Raw genomic sequence first — 21,494 nt, 5'->3', positions numbered from 1 at the left:
CGAACTGGAGGGCCACTCCTCATGATCCGTTCCAAGACGTTCCGCGTCGTCGCCGCGGCAGGGTTGTCGGCCGCCGTCGTGGCACTCCCCGGGACCGCGCAGGCCGCGCTGAGGGCCGGGCACGCGCCGCAGGCGCCGGCCGGGCTGACCGTGGGGGACCAGTCCCGCCCCCTGAACGTGGAAGGGGCGCCGCTGTTCGGCTGGACGCCCCGCGACCGCGACCCCGGGGAGGTGCAGAGCGCGTACGAGATCGTCGTGCGGGACGCCTCAGGCAAGGCGGTCTGGGACAGCGGGCGCGTCCGGTCGGGGAGCCAGGAGTACGTGAAGTACGCCGGGCCGGCGCTCGCGCCGGAGACGTCCTTCACATGGACGGTCCGGACCTGGGACGTCTCCGGAAAGCGCTCTCCGTGGGCGCGGCCCGCCGCGTTCGACACCGGGCTGTCCGACCCGGACTGGCAGGCCGCCTGGATCCGGCGCACCACCGCGGAGGCCGACGACTACACGCTCGCCCGCAAGGACTTCACGGTCGGCGCGTCGAAGGTCGTGCGGGCCCGCGTGCACATCGCGGCCGGGCAGCAGTACGCGCTGCACCTGAACGGCGAGACCGTCGACCACGGCCCCGCCTTCGAGTACGCCGACGACGGCTTCTACAAGACCGTCGACGTCACCTCGAAGGTGAAGGCCGGGCAGCCCGCCACGATCGGCGCGCTCTACCACTGGTACGGGTCGGGGCAGGGGCGGCCGAAGGGCGAGCCGGGCCTGCTCGTCCGGATGGTCATCGACCACGCCGACGGGACGCGGCAGGTCGTCGTCACCGACGGGACGTGGAAGGTGGCGCGCGCCCCCTGGAAGAAGGCGCCCAAGCGCAACGGCGACGGCGGCGACTACGTCGAGGACATCGACGGGACCGCCGTGCAGGCCGGGTGGGACGAGCCCGGCTTCGACGCCTCCTCCTGGCAGGACCCGGTGGTCGTCGGCGTCCATCCCGCGTCCGGCTTCAAGCACCTGCACGGGCAGGAGACTGCGCTCGCGTACCGGGCCGTCCGGCCGGTGAAGGTCACGCGGCTGGACTCGGGCGCGCTGGTCGCCGACTTCGGGAAGGTGATCCCGGCCGTGCCGGTGGTGCGGTTCCGGGACGGCGTCGCCGGGCGGCACGTCGACATGCACGCCTCCTACGTCCTCAACGCCGACGGGACGGTCTCCCGCTCCAAGGACGACAACCAGGACACCGACCTCAGCTACGGCTACACCCAGCGCGACGGCGACCAGACCTTCCGGCCGCTCACCTATGTCGGGTTCCGCTATCTGGAGATCGCGCCCGGCTCGGGCGCCGAGGCGGACGACATCTCCGCCGTCGTCCAGCACAACGAGGTGACCCGCAAGGGCGACCTCCGCACGTCCGACGCGGGAGTGAACGCGGCCTACGACCTGATGGCGCGGTCGGCGCTGTACGGGGCGCAGTCGCAGTTCCTCGACACGCCAACCCGGGAGAAGGGGCAGTTCCTCGGCGACTCGGTCGACACGTCGATCGCCATGATGGGCGCCTACGGGGAGCGGCGCCTGACCCGGCAGGCGATCCGCGAGTTCATGGCGTCGCAGGCGCGGTACTGGCCGGACGGACGCCTCAACGCCGTCTACCCGAACGGCGACGGCAAGCGCGACATCCCCGACTACACCGAGATGTTCCCCGGCTGGGTCTGGGACTACTACCAGCAGTCCGGCGACGCGTCCACGCTCGCGGAGGCCTACCCGGTGATGAGCGCGGTCGCCGGCTACGTCCGCCGCTACATCGCGGACGGGACGGGCCTGGTCACCAACCTGGAGGGCGGCTCCGGGGCCTACAAGTACGGCATCATCGACTGGCCCGCGACCATGCGGTACGGGCACGACATGGACACCGCCGCCCGCACGGTCATCAACGTGCTCGGCGTGGACGTCCTGAACGCCACCGCCCGCGCCGCCGAGGTGCTCGGCAGGACCGGCGACGCGGAGGCGCTGCGCAAGGACGCCGGGACGCTCACCGGCAACATCAACGCCAGGCTCCGCCGCCCTGACGGCGTCTACATCGACGGCCTGAAGAGCGACGGCGCGCAGAGCACGCACGCCTCGCAGATCGCCAACGCCTACGCGCTCGCCTACGGCGTCGCTCCCGCCGCGGACCGGGCCGAGGTCGAGTCGCACATCGCCGGGCTCGGCATGCAGATGGGGCCGATGACCGCGCACCGGCTCCTGGAGGCGCTCGCGGGACGCCCGGCGGACGTCGTGGCCCGCCTGACCGACAAGGACGGGCCGGGCTGGGGCAACATCCTCGCCCGCGGCGGCACGTTCACGTGGGAGTCGTGGGACGCGCCGGAGACCGGGCAGAGCCACTCCCACCCGTGGGGCGCGACGTCGCTGGTCGAGGTGCAGCGGACCCTCCTCGGCGTCACCGCGACGGCCCCGGCCTCGGCAGCCGTCCGGATCAGGCCGCCGCTGACCGGGCTGGACCGCGCGTCCGGGACCGTCCCGCTGCAGCGCGGGGACGTCGGCGTCGCGTGGAAGCGGGCCGGCGGCGGGTTCTCCCTCGACGCGGACATCCCGGTCAACGTCCGCGCCGAGATCCACGTCCCCGCCCGTTCGGCCGGTGACGTGCACGTCTCCGGGCCGGGCGGCGCCCGCTTCATCGGCATGAAGGACGGCTACGCCGTCTTCGAGGCCGGCTCCGGGCACCTCGCCTTCCGTTCGAACCACCTCTGAGGAGCCCGGTCATGACCGAACGATCGAGAAGCGGGATGAGCAGGCGGCACTTCCTCGGCGCGTCGGTCGCCGGGGTGGCGGGCACGGTCGTCCTCAGCTCCGCCGGGGGCGCCGCGTCGGCGTCCCCGGCCGCCGCGGCGGCCCGCACGCCGTCCGGGCTGCTGACCTCCCTGCTGCCCGACGGGCTCGGCGTCACCGCGGCTCGGCCTCGGCTGAGCTGGCGGCTCGCCGACCTCGGCCCGGGGACGAAGCAGACGCACTACCAGGTGCAGTTCGCCACCACCCCGGCCCGCCTGGAGCACGGCCCGTACGTGTGGGACAGCGGCAGGGCCGCGTCGTCGGCGTCCGTCGCCGTGCCGTACGGCGGCCCGGCGCTGTCGCCGCGGACGCCGTACTGGTGGCGGGTGCGGACGTTCGACGGGCCCAAGGCGTCCCGCTGGTCCGAGCCCGCGCTGCTGGCCACGGGCGTCGAGGAGTGGTCGGCCGAACCGGTCTGGACGGCGGCCGCGCAGGCGCCCGGCGACGGCGTCCTCACGGCCCGGGTGCAGATCACCTCGGTCGCGGCGAGCCTCTGGTTCCGGGCGTCCGGGACGAGCGCCAACTACCTGTGGCAGCTGCGCGCCGGATCTCCGGGCGTCCTGAAGAAGCACGTCTGCGTGAACGGCGCCTACCAGGTGCTGGAGGAGAAGCGGCTGGCGTTCCCCGTCGAGACGGGCCGCTGGTACGACGTGGCGGTCGAGATGGCGGGCTCCACGTTCCGGACGTCCATCGACGGGGCGGAGGTCGACACCACCACCGACGCCACGTACCGGACGGGGACGGTCGGGATGCGCAACGGCTCCAGCGAGGCCAACGTGTGGGACCGCGTCACCTTCACCGGCGCGGACGGCAAGGCGGTCATCGACGAGGACTTCACCGACGGCCGCGGCACCTTCGGCGCCGGCACGGTCGCGGGCGGCGCACTGACCCTCGCCAAGGGGCAGTCGACGCTGTCCTCGGCCGGGTCGCCCGACGACAGCTGGGCGCTGCTGCGCACCGAGTTCACCCCGGAGCGCAAGCCGATCGCGGCCGCCGTGCTCCACGTCGCCGCCCAGTCCCCGGCGCCCAGCCGCCAGTACCCCGCCAAGATCTGGGTGAACGGCGAGGTGGCCGGCTTCGCCTCCATGCGGGGCGGGACGGGGGCGCCAAAGTACCACTCCTTCGACGTCACCGAGGCGCTGGAGCCGGGCCGGCCCAACGCGCTCGCCGCCCTCGCGTTCACCACCGAGGACAAGCGGTTCCTCGCCGAACTCGTCGTCACCTACGCCGACGGGACGTCCACCACCGTCAGGAGCGGCGCGGCATGGAAGGCGCGCCGCCAGGCAGGGATGCTGCGCGACGGCGGGACGATCGGCTCCAGCTTCTACCTGGGTCCCCAGGAGTACTGGGACATGCGGCAGGAGCCGGCCGGCTGGACGAGCCCCGGCTTCGACGACTCCGGCTGGGAGCCGGCGGTGGTGAAGCCGGCCATCGCCGGGCTGGAGCCCGCGCTCGTCGAACCGGTCGGACTGTACGACGTCCGGCCCGCGTCCGTGCGGAAGGCGTCGTCCGGCACCTGGATCGTCGATCTCGGGCGGGAGATCGCGGGCGGTCTGCGCCTGTCCGTGCGCGGCAAGGCCGGGCAGACCGTCGAGGTCCGGCTCGGCGAGGAGCTGAACGCCGACGGGACCGTCAGGCACGCGCTGCGCGCCGGCGTCACCTACCGGGAGGTCTGGACGCTCCGCGACGGCGACCAGACCATCGAGCACTGGGGCTACCGAGGGTTCCGGTACGCGCAGCTGGTCTGCGACGACGACCTCGACCTCTCGCAGGCCGCCACCGGGCGCGCCTGGCGGGCCGCCTGGCGCGACTCCGACGCGTCGTTCTCCAGCTCCAGCCCCGACCTCGACCGCGTGTACGAGCTGTGCCGGTACTCGATCGAGGCGACGCGCGGCGACCTCTACACCGACACGCCCACCCGCGAACGCGGCCCCTACGAGGGCGACGCGCTCGTCAACCAGGCGTCCGAATACGCCGTGCAGCGCTCGTTCGCGCTGGCCCGCGCGTCCGGCGCCTATCTGGCCCGCAACCCCACCTGGCCCACCGAGTACCGGCTGATGAGCGTCATGTCGGCCTGGCAGGACTACCTGCACACCGGTGACCCGGAGCAGCTCGCCGCGGACTACGACATCCTCGTCTCCAAGCACCTGACGCCGCACCTCGGCGAGGACGGGCTCGTCCACAAGAAGCCCGGCTCGCCCACTCAGGACCTGGTCGACTGGCCTGCGTCCAACCGGGACGGCTACGTGTTCACCGACGTCAACACGGTCGTGAACGCCTGCCAGTACGCCGCGTTCACCGCCATGGCCGACATCGCGGACGCGCTCGGCAAGACTGCCGACGCGAAGAGCTGGCGGGGGCGCGCCGACACGCTGGCCAAGGCGATGCGGGAACAGCTCCTCGACGCGTCCAACGGGCGGTTCTTCGACGGAGTGGGCACCACCCACAGCGCGCAGCACGCCACCGTGTACCCGGTCGCGCTCGGCGTGGCCGGGCCCGGCACGGTTCCCGACTCCGTCGTCCGAGCCTTGGGCGAGACCCTCGCCGACGGCGGCATGAAGGTCAGCGTCTACGGCGCGCAGTTCCTTCTGGACGCCCTGTTCGCCACCGGCCAGGCCAAGGCCGCGATCGGCCTGATGACGGCCACCGGCATGAGCTCCTGGCTCCACATGCTGGACGACCTGGGCGCGACCATCGTGGCCGAGGCCTGGGACCCGTCCCTCAAACCCAACATGACGTTCTCGCACGCCTGGGGCTCGGCGCCCGCGAACGTCATCCCGCGCCACGTCCTCGGTGTGCGGATCACCGCGCCGGGAGCGGCCGAGATCGAGGTGCGGCCGCGCCCGGGCGGGCTGGCCCGCGCCTCCGGCCGGGTTCCGACGATCCGCGGCCCGGTCTCCGTCGCGCTCGACCGCGGCGACGGCTACCGCCTGGACGTGGACGTGCCGCCCGGCATGTCCGCCCGCGTCGTCGTCGAGCTCGGCGACGACGATCCGCGCGCGTTCCGCCTCACCGGACCCCATGCCCGCGCCCCCCGCTCCACCAGCCAGGACGTCACCGGCCGGCTCCTCGCCCTCGGCCCGGTCGGCTCCGGCCGCAGCACAGTGATCAGGAGTTGACAGTGAACGACGAACGCATGGGCCAGGGCGTCACGCGCAGGCGCGCGCTCCAGATCGGCGCCGCCGCCGCCGTGGTGGCGGGCGCCGGCGCGGTCCTCGGGGGCGAGGCGGCGGCGCAGGCCGCGCCCGGCCTCCCCGCCGCGCCGGAGGCCGGCGGGTTCGCCGGCCCCGGCGCGGCGGTGCGGCCCCGGTTCCGCTGGTGGTGGCCGGACGGCCTGGTCGACCCGGCCGAGATCCGGCGCGAGATCGACCAGATCGCGGACGCCGGGTTCGGCGGCGCGGAGATCGTCGCCGTGCACCACAGCATCCGCGACAAGTCCGTCCTGGACCCGGCGGGCCACGGCTGGGGCACCCCGGCCTGGAACGCCGGCGTCGAGGCCGCACTCGACCAGGCCGCCCGGCGCGGCGTGACCGTCGACCTGACGATCGGCCCGGCCTGGCCCGCCGCCGTCCCGACGATCACGCCGGACGACGAGGCCGCCGTCCAGGAACTCGCGTACGGGACGGTGACCGTCGCGGGCGGCGCCACCCATGACGGCCCGGTCCCCGAACCGGTCGCTCCGCCCGAGAGCGGCGTGACCAGGCGCCACCTCGTCGCCGTCCACGCCGTCCGGCTCGACGCCGCGAACAACACCCGCAAGGAGACCGGCCTCGACCCCGCGTCGTTCACCGACCTGACCTCGAAGGCCGCGGGGGAGCGGATCACCTGGACGGCCCCCGAGGGCGGCGACTGGCTGCTGTTCTCCTACTGGCGGCGCGGCAGCGGGCAGCGGCCGGAGTCCGGTCCGCACTCGTCCCCGGACAGCTGCGTCGTCGACCACTTCAGCCGCGCCGGGACCCGGGCCGTCACCGCGTTCTGGGAGGCGCGCCTGCTCACCCGCGACATCCGCAAACTGATCAAGCGGGCGGGCGGGACGCTGTTCGAGGACTCGATCGAGCTGGAGACGGCGGCGCTCAACTGGACGCCCGACCTGCCCGCTGAGTTCCGGCGGCGCCGCGGCTACGACCTGATGCCGTACCTGCCGGTGATCGTCCGGCTCAAGGAGAACACCAAGTTCGCCTACGACGCGGCGACGACCGCCCACGTCCGGCACGACTTCTGGCAGACGGTCTCCGACCTGTTCAACGAGTTCCATTTCGCGGCGCTCGCGAAGTGGGCGCACTCGATCGGGCTGGAGTACCGCGCGCAGCCGTACGGGCTGGAGACCGACGCCATCCACACCGCCGCGATCCTGGACGTCCCGGAGGGCGAGTCGCTCGGGTTCAAGAACCTGGACGACTACCGCGCGCTCGCCGGAGGCCGCGACATGGGCGGACGGAAGGTCCTCTCCTGCGAGGCGGGCGCCTACCAGGGCGGCGCCTACAACACCACCTGGGGCAAGTTCCTCCGCACCATGGGCGGCGCCTATGCGGCCGGCCTCAACCAGACCGTCTTGCACGGCTTCTCCTACGCCACCGCGCCCGGGGCGGCGTGGCCGGGCTTCGCGGCGTTCACCCCCTACAACGGCGGCATCGGGTTCTCCGAGTCGTGGGGGCCGCGCCAGCCGACGTGGCGGCACGTCCCCGACGTGGCCGCCTACCTTTCGCGCGTCCACCTGGCCATGCAGGCCGGCACGAGCCGCATCGACGTGGCCGTCTTCCGCCAGAAGGGCTACACCAAGACCGGCATCGGCGCGGGGTGGTTCACCAAGAGCGGCGTCCCGCTGGGCTGGACGCACCAGCTCATCAGCGCGCCGCTGCTCGACCTCCCGTCCGCGACCGTGTCCGGCGGGCGGCTCGCCCCCGACGGCCCCGCCTACAAGGTCGTGTTCGTCGAGGGCGACCGCTTCGGCGGCAACGAGTGCACGCTGCAGCTCGCCACGGCCCGCACCATGCTCAGGCTGACGAAGGAGGGCCTGCCGCTGCTGTTCCTCGGCGACTGGTCGGCCGCGACCGTGCCGGGCCTGGCCCGCGACGGCGAGAACGAGCAGCTGCGCGCCGTCCTCAAGCAGCTGTTCGCGCAGCCGCGCGTCCGCGTCGTCGCCGCGGAGGCCGACGTGCCCGGCGCGCTGGCCGACCTCGGCCTGCGCCCGACGGTCTCCTACGCGGAGGCGTCGACGCTCCTCACCGGCCACCGGCGGGACGGCCGCGCCGACTACTTCTACCTGTGCAACGGCAAGCACACCGAGACCGTCAAGCCGCCGGTCGCCGCGATCGACCACGAAGTCACGTTCACCCGGTCCGACCGCAAGGCCGTCCCGTACCGGCTGAACCTGTGGACGGGCGAGACCGAGCGGATCGCCGTCTACCGCGAGGACGGCGACACGATCACGCTGCGGGTCGCGCTGCAGCCCTCCGAGGCCACCGTGATCATCCTGGCGCGCGGCGGCGAGGCCCCGTCCGCGACCGCGTCGCAGGCCGAGCTCCGCGTCGACCGGCAGCGCCTGATCGCCCGCGCGAAGGCCGCCGGCAGCTACTCCACCACGCTGCCCGACGGCCGCACCGTGCGGACGGAGATCGGCGCGGTGCCCGAGGCGCAGACGCTCACGTCCTGGCGGCTCCAGGTGGAGGACATGACGCCGGACGGCGTGAAGCGGCACGACCTGGAGCTCGACGGCCTCAAGGCGTGGCCGGACATCCCCGAGCTCGCGGACGTCTCCGGCATCGGCACCTACACCACCACCGTGGACTGGGCGGGCGGCGGCGCGCTGCTGGAGCTCGGCGAGGTCTTCGACACCTGCCGCGTCACCGTCAACGGCCACCGGCTCCCGGTGAGCGTGATCGTCCCGGTCGTGGACATCGGCCCCTGGCTGCGGCGCGGCGCGAACACGGTCGAGGTCGAGGTCGCCACGACGCTGAACAACCGGCTCCGCGTCTCCGACCCGGGCGTCTACGGGAACGCGTCGCGCCAGCGGTACGGGCTGATCGGGCCCGTCCGGCTCGTCCCCTACGCCGAGGCGGTGGTCCCCACCCGCTGAGCCCCGAACGTGCGGGAGGGCGTTGGCCCGCCCTCCCGCACGGTGGACCCCTCATCCCAAGCCCTCTTCAAGACCGGAATAGCGAGGAATCCATGCACACCAGCGTATCCAGGCGCCGCCGCGGCGCCATCGCGGTCGCTCTCGGACTGTCCGCCCTGACCGCCGTCCAGGCGGCTCCGCTCGGTTCCGCCTACGCCGAGCCGGGCCGCGAGCCGGGCCGCGAGTCGGCCCCCTGGGAGCGGTACAACTTCTCCCCGTCGTCGCGGACGCTCCACCCGGTGTCGGTCTTCAAGACCACCGGCACTGTGGCGGACCAGGACGCCGTCCTGAAGGGCGGTGCGACCGGCCTGACCGGCGCCGGATCGTCCGTCACGCTCGACTTCGGCAAGGAGGTCAGCGGGCTCACCACGCTGCGCTTCGCCGGGTCGGACGGCCCGCAGAAGGTCGGCGTCGCGTTCTCCGAATCGTCCACCTACGTGGACACGACGAGCGACGCCTCCACCGGCGGCCCCCGCAGCCGCGACGGCGCCCTCTCCGTGGACGTCGACGGCGCCACGTCCTACACCACGCCCGCCGAGCTGCTCCGCGGCGGCTTCCGCTACCTGACGATCTTCATGCAGTCCGGCGGCCGGGTCGACCTGGACAAGGTGTCGCTGCACTACACCCCCGCGCCGACGATGAAGGACCCGTCGAAGTACGCCAACTACTTCTACTCGAGCGACGACCTGCTCAACCGCATCTGGTACGCGGGCGCCTACACCGTCCAGCTCAACACGATCTCGCCGAAGACCGGCCGGGTCTGGGAGCCCCCGGCGGCCCTGTGGGACAGCACCGGCGACATCGGCGTCGGCGACACCATCCTCGTGGACGGCGCCAAGCGCGACCGGACCGTCTGGCCCGGCGACCTCGGCATCGAGATCCCGAGCGCCTACGCGGCGTTCAACGACACCGAGTCGGCCCGGAACGCGCTCACCACCGTCTACCAGGCCCAGCGCGACACCGGCGAGCTGCCCTACGCCGGGCCCGAGCTGAACAAGTGGGGCTCGGACACCTACCACCTGTGGACCCTCGCCGCGAGCTGGGACTACTACCACTACACCGGCGACGCGGGCTGGCTGTCCGGCGTCTGGGGCCGGTACCAGAAGGGCGTCGACTTCATCGCCCGGAAGATGGACGACAAGGGCCTGGTGTCCATCACCGGGACGTCCGACTCCGTCCGGATCCTGGCCAAGGGCGAGAACCTCATCGCGAACGTGCTGATGTGGCGCGTCCTCGACAGGGGCTCGCAGCTCGCCAAGGCGCAGGGCGACGACACCCTGGCCGCGTCCTACGCCGAGCGGGCCGCCGCGCTCCGCACCGCCATCAACGCGAACTTCTGGGACGAGGCCGCCGGCGCGTACAAGTTCTACCCGAACTCGCCGATCCACCCGCAGGCGGACAACTCCCTCGCCGTCTGGTACGGCCTCGCCGACCAGCGGCAGGCGCGCCGCATCAGCGAGTCCCTCAAGGGCAACTGGAACGAGATCACCTCGACCGCGCCCGAGAACAAGGGCAACCCTGGCGTGTTCTCCGGATCGATGGAGGTGAACGCCCACTTCGCGGCGGGCGGCCAGGCCGCCGACCAGGCCGGCGTGGACATCATCCGCCGCCAGTGGGGCTACATGCTCGACCACCCGCAGGGGACCGGCAGCACCTTCTGGGAGTCGTTCCGCAACCCGGGGGACGGGTGCGTCTTCTGCAGCTCCTACGTCAGCCTCGCGCACGCCTGGGCGACGGGCCCGACACCGGCCCTCACGTTCTCCGTCCTCGGCCTGAATCCCACCGGGACGGGCGGACGGTCGTTCGACTTCGTCCCGCACCCGGCCGACCTGACGTTCGCGCAGGGCCGGATCACCACGACGGTCGGCGCGGTCGACGCCTCCTGGAAGGTCTCCGACGGAACGTACACCGCGCACCTGAAGGCTCCGGGCACCACCGTCGGCCGCGCCGGCGTGCCGACGTTCGGCGCCCGTATCGAGGTCCGGGTCGACGGACGCCTCGTCTGGGACGGCACCCGCGCACGAGCCGCAGGCGTCCACAGCGACGGCGAGTACGTGTACATCGAGGGCCTGCGCGGCTCGCACCGCCTCCAGAGCGACCGCGCATGACCGCCCTTCCAGGAGGCTCGGGTGCCGCCGAGCCCGCCACCGTCGGCTCCGGCTCCGGCTCCCACACCTTCCACGGCACCGTCTCCTGACGCACCGTCCGGTGGGCCGCGCCCTGCGGCCCACCGGACCGGCGCCTGCCCTTCACCTCCCGCTCCACCCACCCCTGAGGAGCCATGCATGAACGAGTTGTCGCGGAGAAGGTTCGTCCAGGCCGGCGGGGTCGCCGCCGCCGCGGTCACGGCGAGCGGCGCGGTCGCGGCGCCCGCCCTCGCGGCGCCCGCGGCCGCCCCGCACCGGACCCTGCGCCCCACCGACCTGCGGGTCGACCACCTGCCGTCCCCTCTCGGCATCGACGACACGGCGCCGACCCTCGGCTGGCGCTTCGCCGCCGGGCCCCGCGACGCGGTCCAGTCCGCCTACCAGGTGCGGGTGGCGAGCACGGACGCCCGCCTGGCCCGCCCCGACCTGTGGGACTCCGGCAAGGTCGGCGGGGACGCCGTCTCGGCCGTGTACGCGGGACGCGCGCTGAAGTCCCGGCAGCGGGCGTCGTGGCAGGTACGCGTCTGGGACGGGCAGGGCCGCGCGTCCGCGTGGAGCGAGCCGTCCCACTTCGAGATGGGCCTGCTCGCCCCCTCCGACTGGACGGCCGGGTGGATCGGGAACGCCGTGTGGTCGGCCGACCCGGAGCCCGCGCCCGCGACGGTCGCGTTCCCCGCCCGCACCGCCCGGTACGTCCGGCTGAACGTGACCCGGCTGGGGCTGCCGATCAAGGAGGGCTGGCCCTACAAGGTGTCGAGGCTCCAACTCGCCGAGGTCCAGGTGCTGGACGGGGAGTCGGGCCCCGACCTGGCGGCGAAGGCGCCGGTCACCGCGTCGGAGAGCTACACCGTCGGGGGGCAGTGGGAGCCGAAGGCCGTCACGGACGGCAAGCTCACCAGTGACACCGCGCCCTTCGGCTACACGAGCCTGGAGCGCAAGGACCAGGACCTCGCCGCGCCCATCTGGGTCCAGATCGACCTCGGAAAGGAGCAGCGGTTCGACCGGATCCTGCTCTATCCGCGCACCGACGAGACGACCGACGACGGCAGGACGCCCAACTTCCCCGAGGACTTCACGATCCAGACCTCGGGCGACGGCACGTCCTTCGACACGGCCGCGACCGTCAAGGGCCAGGAGGCGCCGCCGCCGCTGCGCCGCCAGCCCGAGGCCCTTCCCGTCTTCAGGCGCGAGTTCACGATCGCCAGGCGCGTCCGCACGGCCCGGCTCTACGCCACCGCCCTGGGCGTCCTGGACATCACCGTGAACGGGCGGCCCGTCAGCGACGCCGTCCTCGAACCGCCCTACAGCAAGTACAAGGAGCGGATCGTCTACAGCGCCTACGACGTGACCAGGCTGCTCCGCCGCGGCGGCAACGCCGTCGAAGTCGAGCTCGGCACCGGCATGGCGCACGTGCCGCCGACGCCCGGCCGCTACGAGAAGCTGACCCGCTCGGACGGCAAGCCCGTCTTCCTCGGCCAGCTGGAGATCACCTACACCGACGGCTCGCGCGAGGTCGTCGCGTCCGACGCCTCCTGGCGCACGGCCCTCGGCGCGACCACGTTCACCAACTGGTACGGCGGCGAGGACCACGACGCGCGCCGCACCCGGCGGGACTGGACGGCCGCGGTGCGCGTCGCCGCGCCCACCGCCCGGCTCGCCGCCCGCATGTCGCCGCCGATCGTCCCCGTCGAGACGCTGCGCACCAAGAAGATCACGAGCCCGAGGGACGGCGTCCACGTCGTCGACCTCGGGGTCAACTTCGCGGGGTGGCCGCTGCTGCGGGTCAGCGGCCCGGCCGGGACGAAGGTGACGATGCGCCCCGGCGAGCTCCTCAACGCGGACGGGACCGTCAGCCAGCACACCACGGGCTCGCCCATCTGGGACACCTACACCCTCTCCGGCGACGGCACCGAGACGTGGCACCCCCGGTTCTGCTACCACGGCTTCCGCTACCTGCAGATCGAGGGGCTGCCGGGGGAGCCCGGCGACGACACCGTCACCGGGATCGTCCTGCGCGCGGGCAACGCGAGGGCGGGCACGTTCACCAGCTCGCACGGCCTCCTCAACGACATCCACAAGATCATTGACCGGGCCGTGCAGAGCAACATGTACTCCGTCCTCACCGACTGCCCGCACCGCGAGAAGCTCGGCTGGCTGGAGCAGGCCAACCTCGTCTTCCCCGCCGTCGCCCGCAACTACGACGTCACCGCCTACTACGGCGAACTCGTCCGCGACATCGCCGAGGCCCAGACCGAGGACGGGCTCGTCCCCGACATCGCACCCGAGTTCACGGTGTTCGGCGGCGGCTTCAGGGACGACCCCAACTGGGGCAACGTCATCGTCTTCGCGCCCTGGCAGATGTACCGGGCGTACGGCGACGAGGCGACGCTGCGCACCTACTACCCGAACATGGTCCGCTACGTGGACTACCTGTCCGCGAAGGCGGAGGGGCACCTGCTCGACTACGGGCTCGGCGACTGGATCACCTTCGACAACAGCACTCCGAAGGGGGTCACCGCGACCTTCGGCTACCACCGCGCCGTCACCGCCCTGGCGCGGATCGCCGAGGTCATCGGCAAGGACGCCGACGCCGCGCGGTACAAGGAGCTCGCGGGCGAGATCGGCTCGGCGTTCAACGGGAAGTACGCCACCGGCGACACCTACGGATCCGGCAGCCAGGCCTGCGACGCCCTCGCCCTCGACATGGGCGTCGTCCCGGCCGGCAGGCGGGACGCCGTCCTCGCGCACCTGGTGAGGAGCATCGAGGCGAAGGGCTACCACCTGACGGTCGGCGAGATCGCGCTGCCGTCGGTGTTCCACGTGCTGTCCGCCGCCGGGCGCGACGACGTGATCCACGCGGTCGCGACGCAGACCGGCAACCCCAGCTACGGCTACCAGGTCGTGCACGGCGCTACCTCGCTGACCGAGAACTGGGACGGGCCCACCTCGGGCAACTCGCAGAACCACTTCATGCTCGGCGCGATCGACGAGTGGTTCCACGCCGGTCTCGCGGGGCTCGGCCAGACCGACGACTCGATCGGGTACGCGACCCTCCTCGTGCGGCCCGCGGTCGTCGGGGACGTCACCCGCGCGTCCGCGACCTACGAGACGCCGCGCGGGCACGCGGCGTCCTCGTGGCGCCGCACCGGCAAGAAGCTCCGCCTGGACGTCACCGTCCCGCCGAACACGCGGGCCCGCGTGGAGTACCCGCTGCTCGGCGGGTCCGGGAGGCCGCAGGCGCCCGAGGAGGCCCGCTGGATCGGCGTCCAGAACGGCCGCGCCGTCTTCGAGGTCGGCTCGGGCGACTGGACGTTCGAGGGGAGCGGCTCCTGAAGGGCGGATGAGCCGGTCCGCCCCCCGATGCGCTACAGTCACGGTCATTGATAGTCAAGAAACATGACTGTAGAGCATCGGGGGGCGCGTGGACGCCGGACGAGGGGAGCCCGACCTGGGCATGCTGGCGGGCCAGTTGATGCGGGCGCTTCAGGAGGAGCTGTTCCACCGGCTCGCCGAGGAGGGGCACCCCGACGTCCGGCCGCGGCACGGAACCGTCCTCGCCTTCCTGGAGCCGGCGGGCGTGCGCGCGACCGAGCTGTCGGCCCGTTCGGGGCAGCACAAGCAGATCGTCGGCACGATCGTGGACGAGCTGGTGGAGCTCGGGTACGTCCGCCGCGAACCCGACCCCGCCGACCGCCGCGCCAAGCGGGTCGTCCCCACCGAGCGCGGCCTCGACGAGATCGCCAAGGCCCGCGCGATCCTCGCCGGCATCGAGGACCGCCACCGGCGCGCCCTCGGTGCGGAGCGCTACACCGTCTTCAAGGACGCGTTCCACGAGATCGCCCGGTCCCAGCGCGCCTGGGACCGGGACGCCTGACGCGGCCTCCGGGCCGGGGCGCGGTCGCCCCCGCCATGTTTGACGGCACGTCGCTGGGCAGGAGAGCGCACGGCACACAGTCGAGGAAGGAGGGACACCGTGACCGTACCGAAGGTGGATCTCATCGACGGGACCGCGATGCCGCAGCTCGGCTTCGGGGTCTTCCAGGTGGGGAACGACGAGGCCGAGAGCGCCGTGGCGACCGCCCTGCGGAACGGCTACCGCAGCATCGACACCGCGAGCGTCTACGGCAACGAGGACGGCGTCGGGCGCGCCCTGCGCGCGGCGGGGCTGCCGCGCGAGGAGCTGTTCGTCACCAGCAAGGTGTGGAACAGCGACCAGGGCTACGACGACACGATGCGCGCCTACGAGGCGAGCCTGTCCCGCCTCGGCCTGGAGTACCTGGACCTCTACCTCATCCACTGGCCGATGCCGGGCCGCGGCCTGTACCTGGAGACCTGGCGGGCGCTGGAGCGGCTGAAGCACGACGGCCGGGTCCGGTCGATCGGCGTCTCCAACTTCACGGTCGAGACGCTGCGCCGGATCATCGACGAGGCCGACGTCGTCCCCGCCGTCAACCAGATCGAGCTGCACCCGTACTTCCAGCAGGACGGGCTGCGCGCCTTCCACCGCGACCACGGCATCCGCACCGAGGCGTGGGCGCCGCTCGGGCAGGGCCACGGGCTCCTGGACGACCCCGCGCTCGACCGCATCGCCCAGGCCCGCGGCCGCACCCCCGCGCAGATCGCGCTCCGCTGGCAGCTGGAGATCGGGAACGTCGTGATCCCGAAGTCGGTGACGCCCTCCCGGATCGCCGAGAACATCGACGTGTTCGGCTTCGAGCTGACGACGGACGACATGAAGGCGATCGGCGAGATGGACAAGGGCGTCCGGTTCGGGCCCGACCCGGCGACCTTCGAGACGGACTAGCTCAGCCCGCGCCGGGCCGCGCCAGCTCCCCGACGCCGACGAGCCCGGCGAACTGCTCGCCGTCGGTCTTGACGCCCCCGTCCAGCCATTCGCGGGGACCGGTGAGCCCCGGGTGCAGCAGGTCGAAGCCGTCGAAGAACTCCAGGATGCGGGCGCGGGGACGGGCGCCGAGCCGCGCGCTGGCGTCCTTGTAGACGCGCTCGGCCTCGGCCATCCGCTCGGGGAAGGCGTCCGACGCCAGGTGCGAGAGGATCAGCCGGCTGCCGGGCGCCAGCGCGTCCCGGTAGCGGGCGACGAGCGCGTGCGGATCTTCGGCGTCGTCCACGAAGTGGAGCACCGAGACCAGCAGCAGCGCCACCGGCTCGGAGAAGTCGAGCAGGTCGGCCACGACCGGGTGGCCGAGGACGTCGTCCGGGCGGCGCAGGTCGGCCTCGGCGAACCCCACGTTCCCGGCGTCGGCGAGCAGCGCGCGGCCGTGCGCGCACACGACCGGGTCGTAGTCGACGTAGACGACCCGCGAGTCCGGGCGGGCCCGCGTCGCGGCCTCGTGCACGTTCTCCCGCGTGGGCAGCCCGGACCCGAGGTCGAGGAACTGCCGGATCCCGGCCTCGGCGGCGTCCCGCACCGCGCCGCCGAGGAAGGCGCGGTTGAGCCGGACGCCCCGCACCACCCGCCCCTCGGAGATCTCCACCACGCGCTGGGCGGCCTCCCGGTCGGCGGCGAAGTTGTCCTTGCCGCCGAGCCAGTAGTCGTACATCCGCGCCACGTTGGGCGAGGAGGCGTCGAGACCGGCGGAGGTCCCGCCCGAGAAGTCGGTCACCGGCTCATGATCGGGCAACGGCCCCCGGGCGGCAATACGAACGCCGCATCCGGCCCGGTGAACGCCTGGGAACCCACGTGGCCGTGGCTTTAAGTAGCGATACGTAACGTTCCGTGCATGGGGGAGGAGCAGGGGACGTGGACGGGGCCGGGCGGGTTGCGGGTGACGGCGGTGCGCCTCACCGGCGCGCACCGGGTGTGGGCGGACTTCGCGGGCGTGCGGGGCGCGACCGCGCTGCTGGTGACACGGGACGGCGTGCCCGTGGGCCGCGGGTACTACCCGTCGGTCGCGGAGCTCGCCGAGGTCGTCGACCTCGCGGAGCTGCGCTCCGGGTGAGCGGGTTGCGCGGACGGCCCCCGCGCGTGTAGTCGGTTACCCGTGGAAGAGCGCAGGTGGGACGTGGCCGTGGTCGGATCGCTCAACGCGGACCTCGTGGTGGGCGTGGAGCGGCGGCCCGCGCCGGGGGAGACGGTGCTCGGGTCCGACCTGGCCACGCATCCGGGCGGCAAGGGCGCGAACCAGGCGGTCGCGGCGGCGCGGCTCGGCGCCCGGACCGCGATCGTCGGCCGGGTCGGCGACGACGGGCACGGCGAACTGCTGCGCGCCGCCCTGGCCGCCGACGGCGTGGACCTCGCGCACCTGGTGACCACGCCGGGCGTCCCGACCGGCGTCGCGCTGATCACGGTCGGGCCGGACGGCGACAACAGCATCGTCGTCTCGCCCGGCGCCAACGCCCGGCTCGGCCCCGCCGACGTCGAGGCGGCCCGCGCGCTGATCGAGAGCGCGCCGGTGGTGTCCCTCCAGATGGAGGTGCCGCCGGCCGCGGTGGAGGCCGCCGCCGGAGTCGCCGCCGGGGCGGGCCGCCGGGTCGTGCTCAACCTCTCGCCGTCCGCGCCCGTCCCGGACGACCTGCTCGCCCTCTGCGACCCCCTCGTCGTCAACGAGCACGAGGCCGCCTTCCTGCTCGGCGGGAACGGCGACCCGGCGCGGATGGCGGCGGCGCTGGTCGAGTCCGGGGCGCGCTCGGCCGCCGTCACGGTCGGCGCCGGCGGCGTCGTCGTCGCGGACGGCCGGGGCACGGCCGCCGTCCCGTCCCCGCGGTCGGAGGCGGTCGACACCACCGGCGCCGGGGACGCCTTCACCGCCGCGCTGTGCCTGCGGCTCGCACGCGGCGACTCCCTGCGGGACGCGGCCCGCCTCGCCACCCGCGCGGGCGCCGCCGCCGTCCGCCGCCGCGGCGCGCAGAGCTCGTTCCCCACGCCGGACGAGCTGCCCGCCCTCTAGCTCAGCGGTCCGTCCGGGCGCGCAGCCGGTACAGCTCGTCGGCGGCGTCGTGGACGTCCGAGCCCAGGTCGAACGCGCTGAGCAGGTACAGGTCGTCGGCGGTCTCGATCTCCAGGATCCGCGTGTGCAGCAGGAGCCGGCGCCGCTCGTCGACCCGGATGGAGACCACCTGGTCCCAGCGGAGGCGGCGGCGCCCGGCGTAACCGGTCACGACGGTGAGGCCGTCGCCGTCGGCGGAGAGGCGGACGGGGGCGACCAGATCGCGCAGCGCGAGCGCGTTCAGCCCGATGGCGGCCGCGCCCGCGAGGAACAGGAACTGGGGGTCGTGGGAGTACAGGACGAGCAGCGCCGTGACGGCCGCCGCGGCGGCGCACTTGACCACCACGTGACCTGGCGGTACGCGCCACCGCCGCTCCTGACCCGGCTCCATGCCCGAGACCATAGCCGCACCCGGGGCCTGCCCGCGCATCGGACCGGTCCGATACCGTCGGGGCCATGCGACTCGGTGTGCTGGACGTGGGCTCGAACACGGTGCATCTCCTCGTGGTGGACGCCCATCAGGGCGCGCGCCCTCTCGCCGCGTACTCCCACAAGGCGGAACTCCGGCTCGCCGACCACCTGGACGGCGACCGGCTCTCCGAGGAGGGCGAGACGCTGCTGCGCGACTTCGTCGACGAGGCGCTGCAGGTCGCCGAGGACAAGGGCGTCGAGGACCTGGTCGCGTTCGCCACCTCCGCCGTCCGCGACGCCTCCAACGGCGACGAGGTGCTGGCGCGGATCCGCGAGGACAAGCAGATCGAGATCCGGGCGCTGTCCGGCGAGGAGGAGGCGCGGCTGACGTTCCTCGCCGTCCGCCGCTGGTTCGGCTGGTCCTCGGGGCGGCTGCTGGTGGTGGACATCGGCGGCGGCTCGCTGGAGGTCGCCTCCGGCATCGACGAGGAGCCGGACGTGGCGTTCTCCCTGCCGCTCGGCGCCGGCCGGCTCACCCGCGACCGGTTCACCGCCGACCCGCCGCCCGCCGAGGAGGTCCGCAACCTGCGCCGGCACGTCCGCACGGAGATCGCGCGCCGGGTCGGGGACGTCGCCCGGTACGGGCCCCCCGACCACGCGGTCGCCACGTCCAAGACGTTCAAGCAGCTCGCCCGGATCGGCGGCGCCGCCCCCACGGCCGACGGGCCCTACCAGCGGCGCGTCCTGTCCGGCGGTGACCTCACCGACTGGACGGACAAGCTCGCCGCGATGCCCTCCGCCGAGCGCGCCGAGCTGCCCGGGGTGTCCGAGCGGCGCGCCGCCCAGCTGCTCGCGGGCGCGATCGTCGCGGACGCCGCGATGGACCTGTTCGAGCTGCGGGAGCTGGAGATCTGCCCGTGGGCGCTGCGCGAGGGCGTCATCCTCCGCCGCCTCGACATGATCACCGGCTGAGCGCCGGCGCTCCGGGCACCGGGCCCGCCCTCACGACCAGTTCGGGTGGCCGATCACCGCGCCCTGGGGCGTGAGGACGCGGTCGGCGGAGCCGTCCGCGCGGATGGCGTGGATCACCGGGTCGGCGACGTCGCCGCGCACGTAGGCGAGCCACCGGCCGTCGGGCGACCACGCCGGGTCCATGTCGCGGTCGGTCCCGGACGTCAGCGCGTGCGCGCCGGACCCGTCGGCGTTCATCACCCAGATGTCGCTCCCGGTGGCCGGGCCCCGCACGTAGGCGATCTTGGAGCCGTCGGGGGACCACTCCGGGTCGACGGCGCGCTCGCCGTCGCGGGTCAGCCGCGTCCAGGCGCCGCCGGGGCGGTCGGCGTCCATCGTGTAGAGCTGCTCCACGTCGCCGTCGCGCTTGCTCCAGAACACGAGCTTGCCCTTGGCCGACCACATCGGGTCGTCCTTGAGCGAGTCGTCGGTGGTCAGCTGGGTGGCCGTGCCGCCGCCCAGGGGGAGGGAGAAGATCTGCCGGACGCCGTCCTTCTCGCCCATGTAGGCCAGGCGGGTGCCGTCGGGCGACCACGCGACGCGGGTGCCGCGCACGATGCCGGTCACCTTCCGGGCGCCGGACCCGTCGGCGTTCATCACCCACGCCTCGGCGCTCCGGACGCCCATCCTGGTGAACGCGACGTGCTTGCCGTCCGGTGACCGCTCGGGGAGGACGTCGCAGCCGGGCCCGCCCATCAGCGTCTTCGCGGACGGGTCGCCGGGCTTGTAGACGCCGATGTCGGCCTTGCAGGACGTCGGCCACCCGGGCGCGGCGTCGATCCGGACGAACATCGGCGCGGTCGGGAAGGCCGCCGCGGCGGCCCCGGCGTTCCGCGCGCCGCCGGACGGCCGGCCGACGAGGTAGACGGCGCCCGCGATCCCGGCGACCAGCAGCCCCGCCGCGGCCGACGCGGCGAGCACGGTGCGCCGGGACGCCCCCCGGCGCGCGACCGGACGCTCCGGCAGCTCCCGCATGGTGGGCGGGTCGGTGCGGCGCTCGTACACGGGCTCGGTGCGCGGCTCCGGCTCCGGCCGCCGGGCCGGGACGTCCTGGTACGTGGCCCCCGGCCCGCCCTGGAACGGCGCACTCGGTCCTCCGGCGGCCGTTGCCGGCGGTCCGGCGGGCGAGGCCACCGGTCCGGCGGGAGGCGGGGACGTCCACGCCTCGCCCAGCTCGGTCGTCACGGCGGCCTCGCCGGACCCACCGACCAGCGCCAGCAGCAGGTCGCGGGCGGTCGGCCGCTGCGCGGGGTCCTTGCGCAGCGCGGCCTGGACGAGCCCGGACAGCGACGACGGCAGGTCGCCGACCTCGGGGTCGGCGTGCACGGCGCGGGCCGCCATGATCTGGAACGAGCCCTGCCCGAACGGGTTGCGCCCGCTGGCGGCGTACGCCACCAGGCAGCCCCAGGCGAACACGTCCACGGCCGGGGTGACCTCCTGCGTGGTGATCTGCTCGGGCGCGATCCAGCCGGGCGTGCCGACGACCTGCCCGGTCCGGGTGTGGGAGGAGGCCATGTCCAGCGCGCGGGCGATGCCGAAGTCGATCACCCGCGGGCCGGAGATGGACAGCAGCACGTTGCTGGGCTTGAGGTCGCGGTGCACGAGGCCGGCGCTGTGGATGGCGACGAGCGCGGCGGCGACCCCGACCGCGACGCCGTGCAGCATCCCCGGCGAGAGCGCGCCCTTCGCGCTGACGTGCTGGAGCAGCGAGGGCCCGTCGATGTACTCGGTGACCATGTAGGCCAGGCCGAGGTCCTCGCCGTGCTCCAGGACCTGCGCCGTGCAGAACGACGCGACGCGCTGCGCGTTGGCGGCCTCGTCGTGGAAGCGCGCGAGGAACGTCCGGTCGCCCGCCAGCTCGGCCCGGACGACCTTGACCGCCACCGCGCGGCCGTCGGGATCGCGGCCGAGGTAGACGGCGCCCATCCCGCCCTCGCCGATCTTGGCCTCGATCCGGTACCGGCCGATCCGGGTGGGGTCGTCCGGGCGCAGCTCACCCAGGGTGGTCGCGTCCATGGAGTTTCACCTTCCGCCCCCATGGAGCCACGT

At 73.7% G+C, this 21,494-nt stretch carries 13 protein-coding genes; 10 read left to right on the top strand and 3 right to left on the bottom strand.

Going from position 1 to position 21,494, the window contains the following annotated elements; translation table 11 throughout:
• Window positions 1–21 precede the first annotated feature (21 nt).
• The 7 genes from AB0C21_RS26710 (at window position 22) to AB0C21_RS26680 (ending at window position 15,880) form a co-directional block, all read left to right on the top strand.
• Window positions 22–2,736 carry a family 78 glycoside hydrolase catalytic domain gene (locus AB0C21_RS26710; protein WP_500207793.1) on the top strand — a complete coding sequence of 905 codons (2,715 nt, stop codon included), beginning with the start codon at window positions 22–24 and terminating at the stop codon, window positions 2,734–2,736.
• Window positions 2,737–2,747: 11 nt separating this feature from the next.
• Window positions 2,748–5,933, top strand: coding sequence for a family 78 glycoside hydrolase catalytic domain (locus AB0C21_RS26705; RefSeq protein ID WP_500207791.1), 3,186 nt, complete (start codon window positions 2,748–2,750; stop codon window positions 5,931–5,933).
• Between the two features lie 2 nt (window positions 5,934–5,935).
• The gene (locus AB0C21_RS26700) at window positions 5,936–8,890 is read left to right on the top strand and encodes a glycosyl hydrolase (protein ID WP_500207790.1); all 2,955 of its coding nucleotides are present in this window, start codon (window positions 5,936–5,938) and stop codon (window positions 8,888–8,890) included.
• Between the two features lie 92 nt (window positions 8,891–8,982).
• Entirely contained in the window at window positions 8,983–11,037 is a 2,055-nt protein-coding gene (locus AB0C21_RS26695) for an alpha-L-rhamnosidase-related protein (RefSeq protein ID WP_500207788.1), read from the top strand.
• Window positions 11,038–11,214: 177 nt separating this feature from the next.
• Window positions 11,215–14,409 carry a family 78 glycoside hydrolase catalytic domain gene (locus AB0C21_RS26690; protein WP_500207786.1) on the top strand — a complete coding sequence of 1,065 codons (3,195 nt, stop codon included), beginning with the start codon at window positions 11,215–11,217 and terminating at the stop codon, window positions 14,407–14,409.
• 88 nt (window positions 14,410–14,497) lie between these two features.
• The gene (locus tag AB0C21_RS26685; RefSeq protein WP_500207785.1) at window positions 14,498–14,950 is read left to right on the top strand and encodes a MarR family winged helix-turn-helix transcriptional regulator; all 453 of its coding nucleotides are present in this window, start codon (window positions 14,498–14,500) and stop codon (window positions 14,948–14,950) included.
• Window positions 14,951–15,088: 138 nt separating this feature from the next.
• Window positions 15,089–15,880, top strand: a complete 792-nt coding sequence (locus AB0C21_RS26680) for an aldo/keto reductase (protein ID WP_500207966.1) — start codon at window positions 15,089–15,091, stop codon at window positions 15,878–15,880.
• 1 nt (window position 15,881) lies between these two features.
• Here the strand turns inward: AB0C21_RS26680 and AB0C21_RS26675 are convergent, their stop codons facing one another.
• Window positions 15,882–16,700, bottom strand: coding sequence for an SAM-dependent methyltransferase (locus AB0C21_RS26675; RefSeq protein ID WP_500207783.1), 819 nt, complete (start codon window positions 16,698–16,700; stop codon window positions 15,882–15,884).
• Window positions 16,701–16,817: 117 nt separating this feature from the next.
• On the opposite strand from AB0C21_RS26675, the gene AB0C21_RS26670 reads away from it, so the two are divergent.
• A complete protein-coding gene (locus AB0C21_RS26670; protein WP_149263828.1) occupies window positions 16,818–17,036 on the top strand; it encodes a hypothetical protein in 219 nt (72 codons plus the stop codon).
• A gap of 42 nt (window positions 17,037–17,078) precedes the next feature.
• A complete protein-coding gene (locus AB0C21_RS26665) occupies window positions 17,079–17,984 on the top strand; it encodes a ribokinase (RefSeq protein WP_500207781.1) in 906 nt (301 codons plus the stop codon).
• 1 nt (window position 17,985) lies between these two features.
• Here the strand turns inward: AB0C21_RS26665 and AB0C21_RS26660 are convergent, their stop codons facing one another.
• Window positions 17,986–18,414, bottom strand: coding sequence for a PH domain-containing protein (locus AB0C21_RS26660; RefSeq protein ID WP_500207779.1), 429 nt, complete (start codon window positions 18,412–18,414; stop codon window positions 17,986–17,988).
• A 65-nt stretch (window positions 18,415–18,479) separates the two neighbouring features.
• On the opposite strand from AB0C21_RS26660, the gene AB0C21_RS26655 reads away from it, so the two are divergent.
• On the top strand, window positions 18,480–19,406 hold the full coding sequence (locus tag AB0C21_RS26655; protein ID WP_500207778.1) for a Ppx/GppA family phosphatase: 927 nt from the start codon (window positions 18,480–18,482) through the stop codon (window positions 19,404–19,406).
• Window positions 19,407–19,436: 30 nt separating this feature from the next.
• On the opposite strand, the gene AB0C21_RS26650 is transcribed toward AB0C21_RS26655, so the two are convergent.
• Complete coding sequence (locus AB0C21_RS26650) at window positions 19,437–21,461, bottom strand: protein kinase domain-containing protein (RefSeq protein ID WP_500207776.1); 2,025 nt, start codon at window positions 21,459–21,461, stop codon at window positions 19,437–19,439.
• Window positions 21,462–21,494 lie beyond the last annotated feature (33 nt).

This window comes from Spirillospora sp. NPDC049024, assembly GCF_040649235.1.
GTDB lineage: Bacteria > Actinomycetota > Actinomycetes > Streptosporangiales > Streptosporangiaceae > Spirillospora.
Note: the sequence above shows the minus strand (reverse complement) of the source record. Positions and strands in the feature narration are given on the sequence as shown.

Bases quoted from the DNA above. Each gene is read 5' to 3' on its own strand.
- AB0C21_RS26710 (WP_500207793.1), top strand. From the start codon at position 22: ATGATCCGTTCCAAGACGTTCCGCGTCGTCGCCGCGGCAGGGTTGTCG.
- AB0C21_RS26705 (WP_500207791.1), top strand. From the start codon at position 2,748: ATGACCGAACGATCGAGAAGCGGGATGAGCAGGCGGCACTTCCTCGGC.
- AB0C21_RS26695 (WP_500207788.1), top strand. From the start codon at position 8,983: ATGCACACCAGCGTATCCAGGCGCCGCCGCGGCGCCATCGCGGTCGCT.
- AB0C21_RS26690 (WP_500207786.1), top strand. From the start codon at position 11,215: ATGAACGAGTTGTCGCGGAGAAGGTTCGTCCAGGCCGGCGGGGTCGCC.
- AB0C21_RS26680 (WP_500207966.1), top strand. From the start codon at position 15,089: ATGCCGCAGCTCGGCTTCGGGGTCTTCCAGGTGGGGAACGACGAGGCC.
- AB0C21_RS26670 (WP_149263828.1), top strand. From the start codon at position 16,818: ATGGGGGAGGAGCAGGGGACGTGGACGGGGCCGGGCGGGTTGCGGGTG.
- AB0C21_RS26660 (WP_500207779.1), bottom strand. From the start codon at position 18,414: ATGGAGCCGGGTCAGGAGCGGCGGTGGCGCGTACCGCCAGGTCACGTG.
- AB0C21_RS26655 (WP_500207778.1), top strand. From the start codon at position 18,480: ATGCGACTCGGTGTGCTGGACGTGGGCTCGAACACGGTGCATCTCCTC.
- AB0C21_RS26650 (WP_500207776.1), bottom strand. From the start codon at position 21,461: ATGGACGCGACCACCCTGGGTGAGCTGCGCCCGGACGACCCCACCCGG.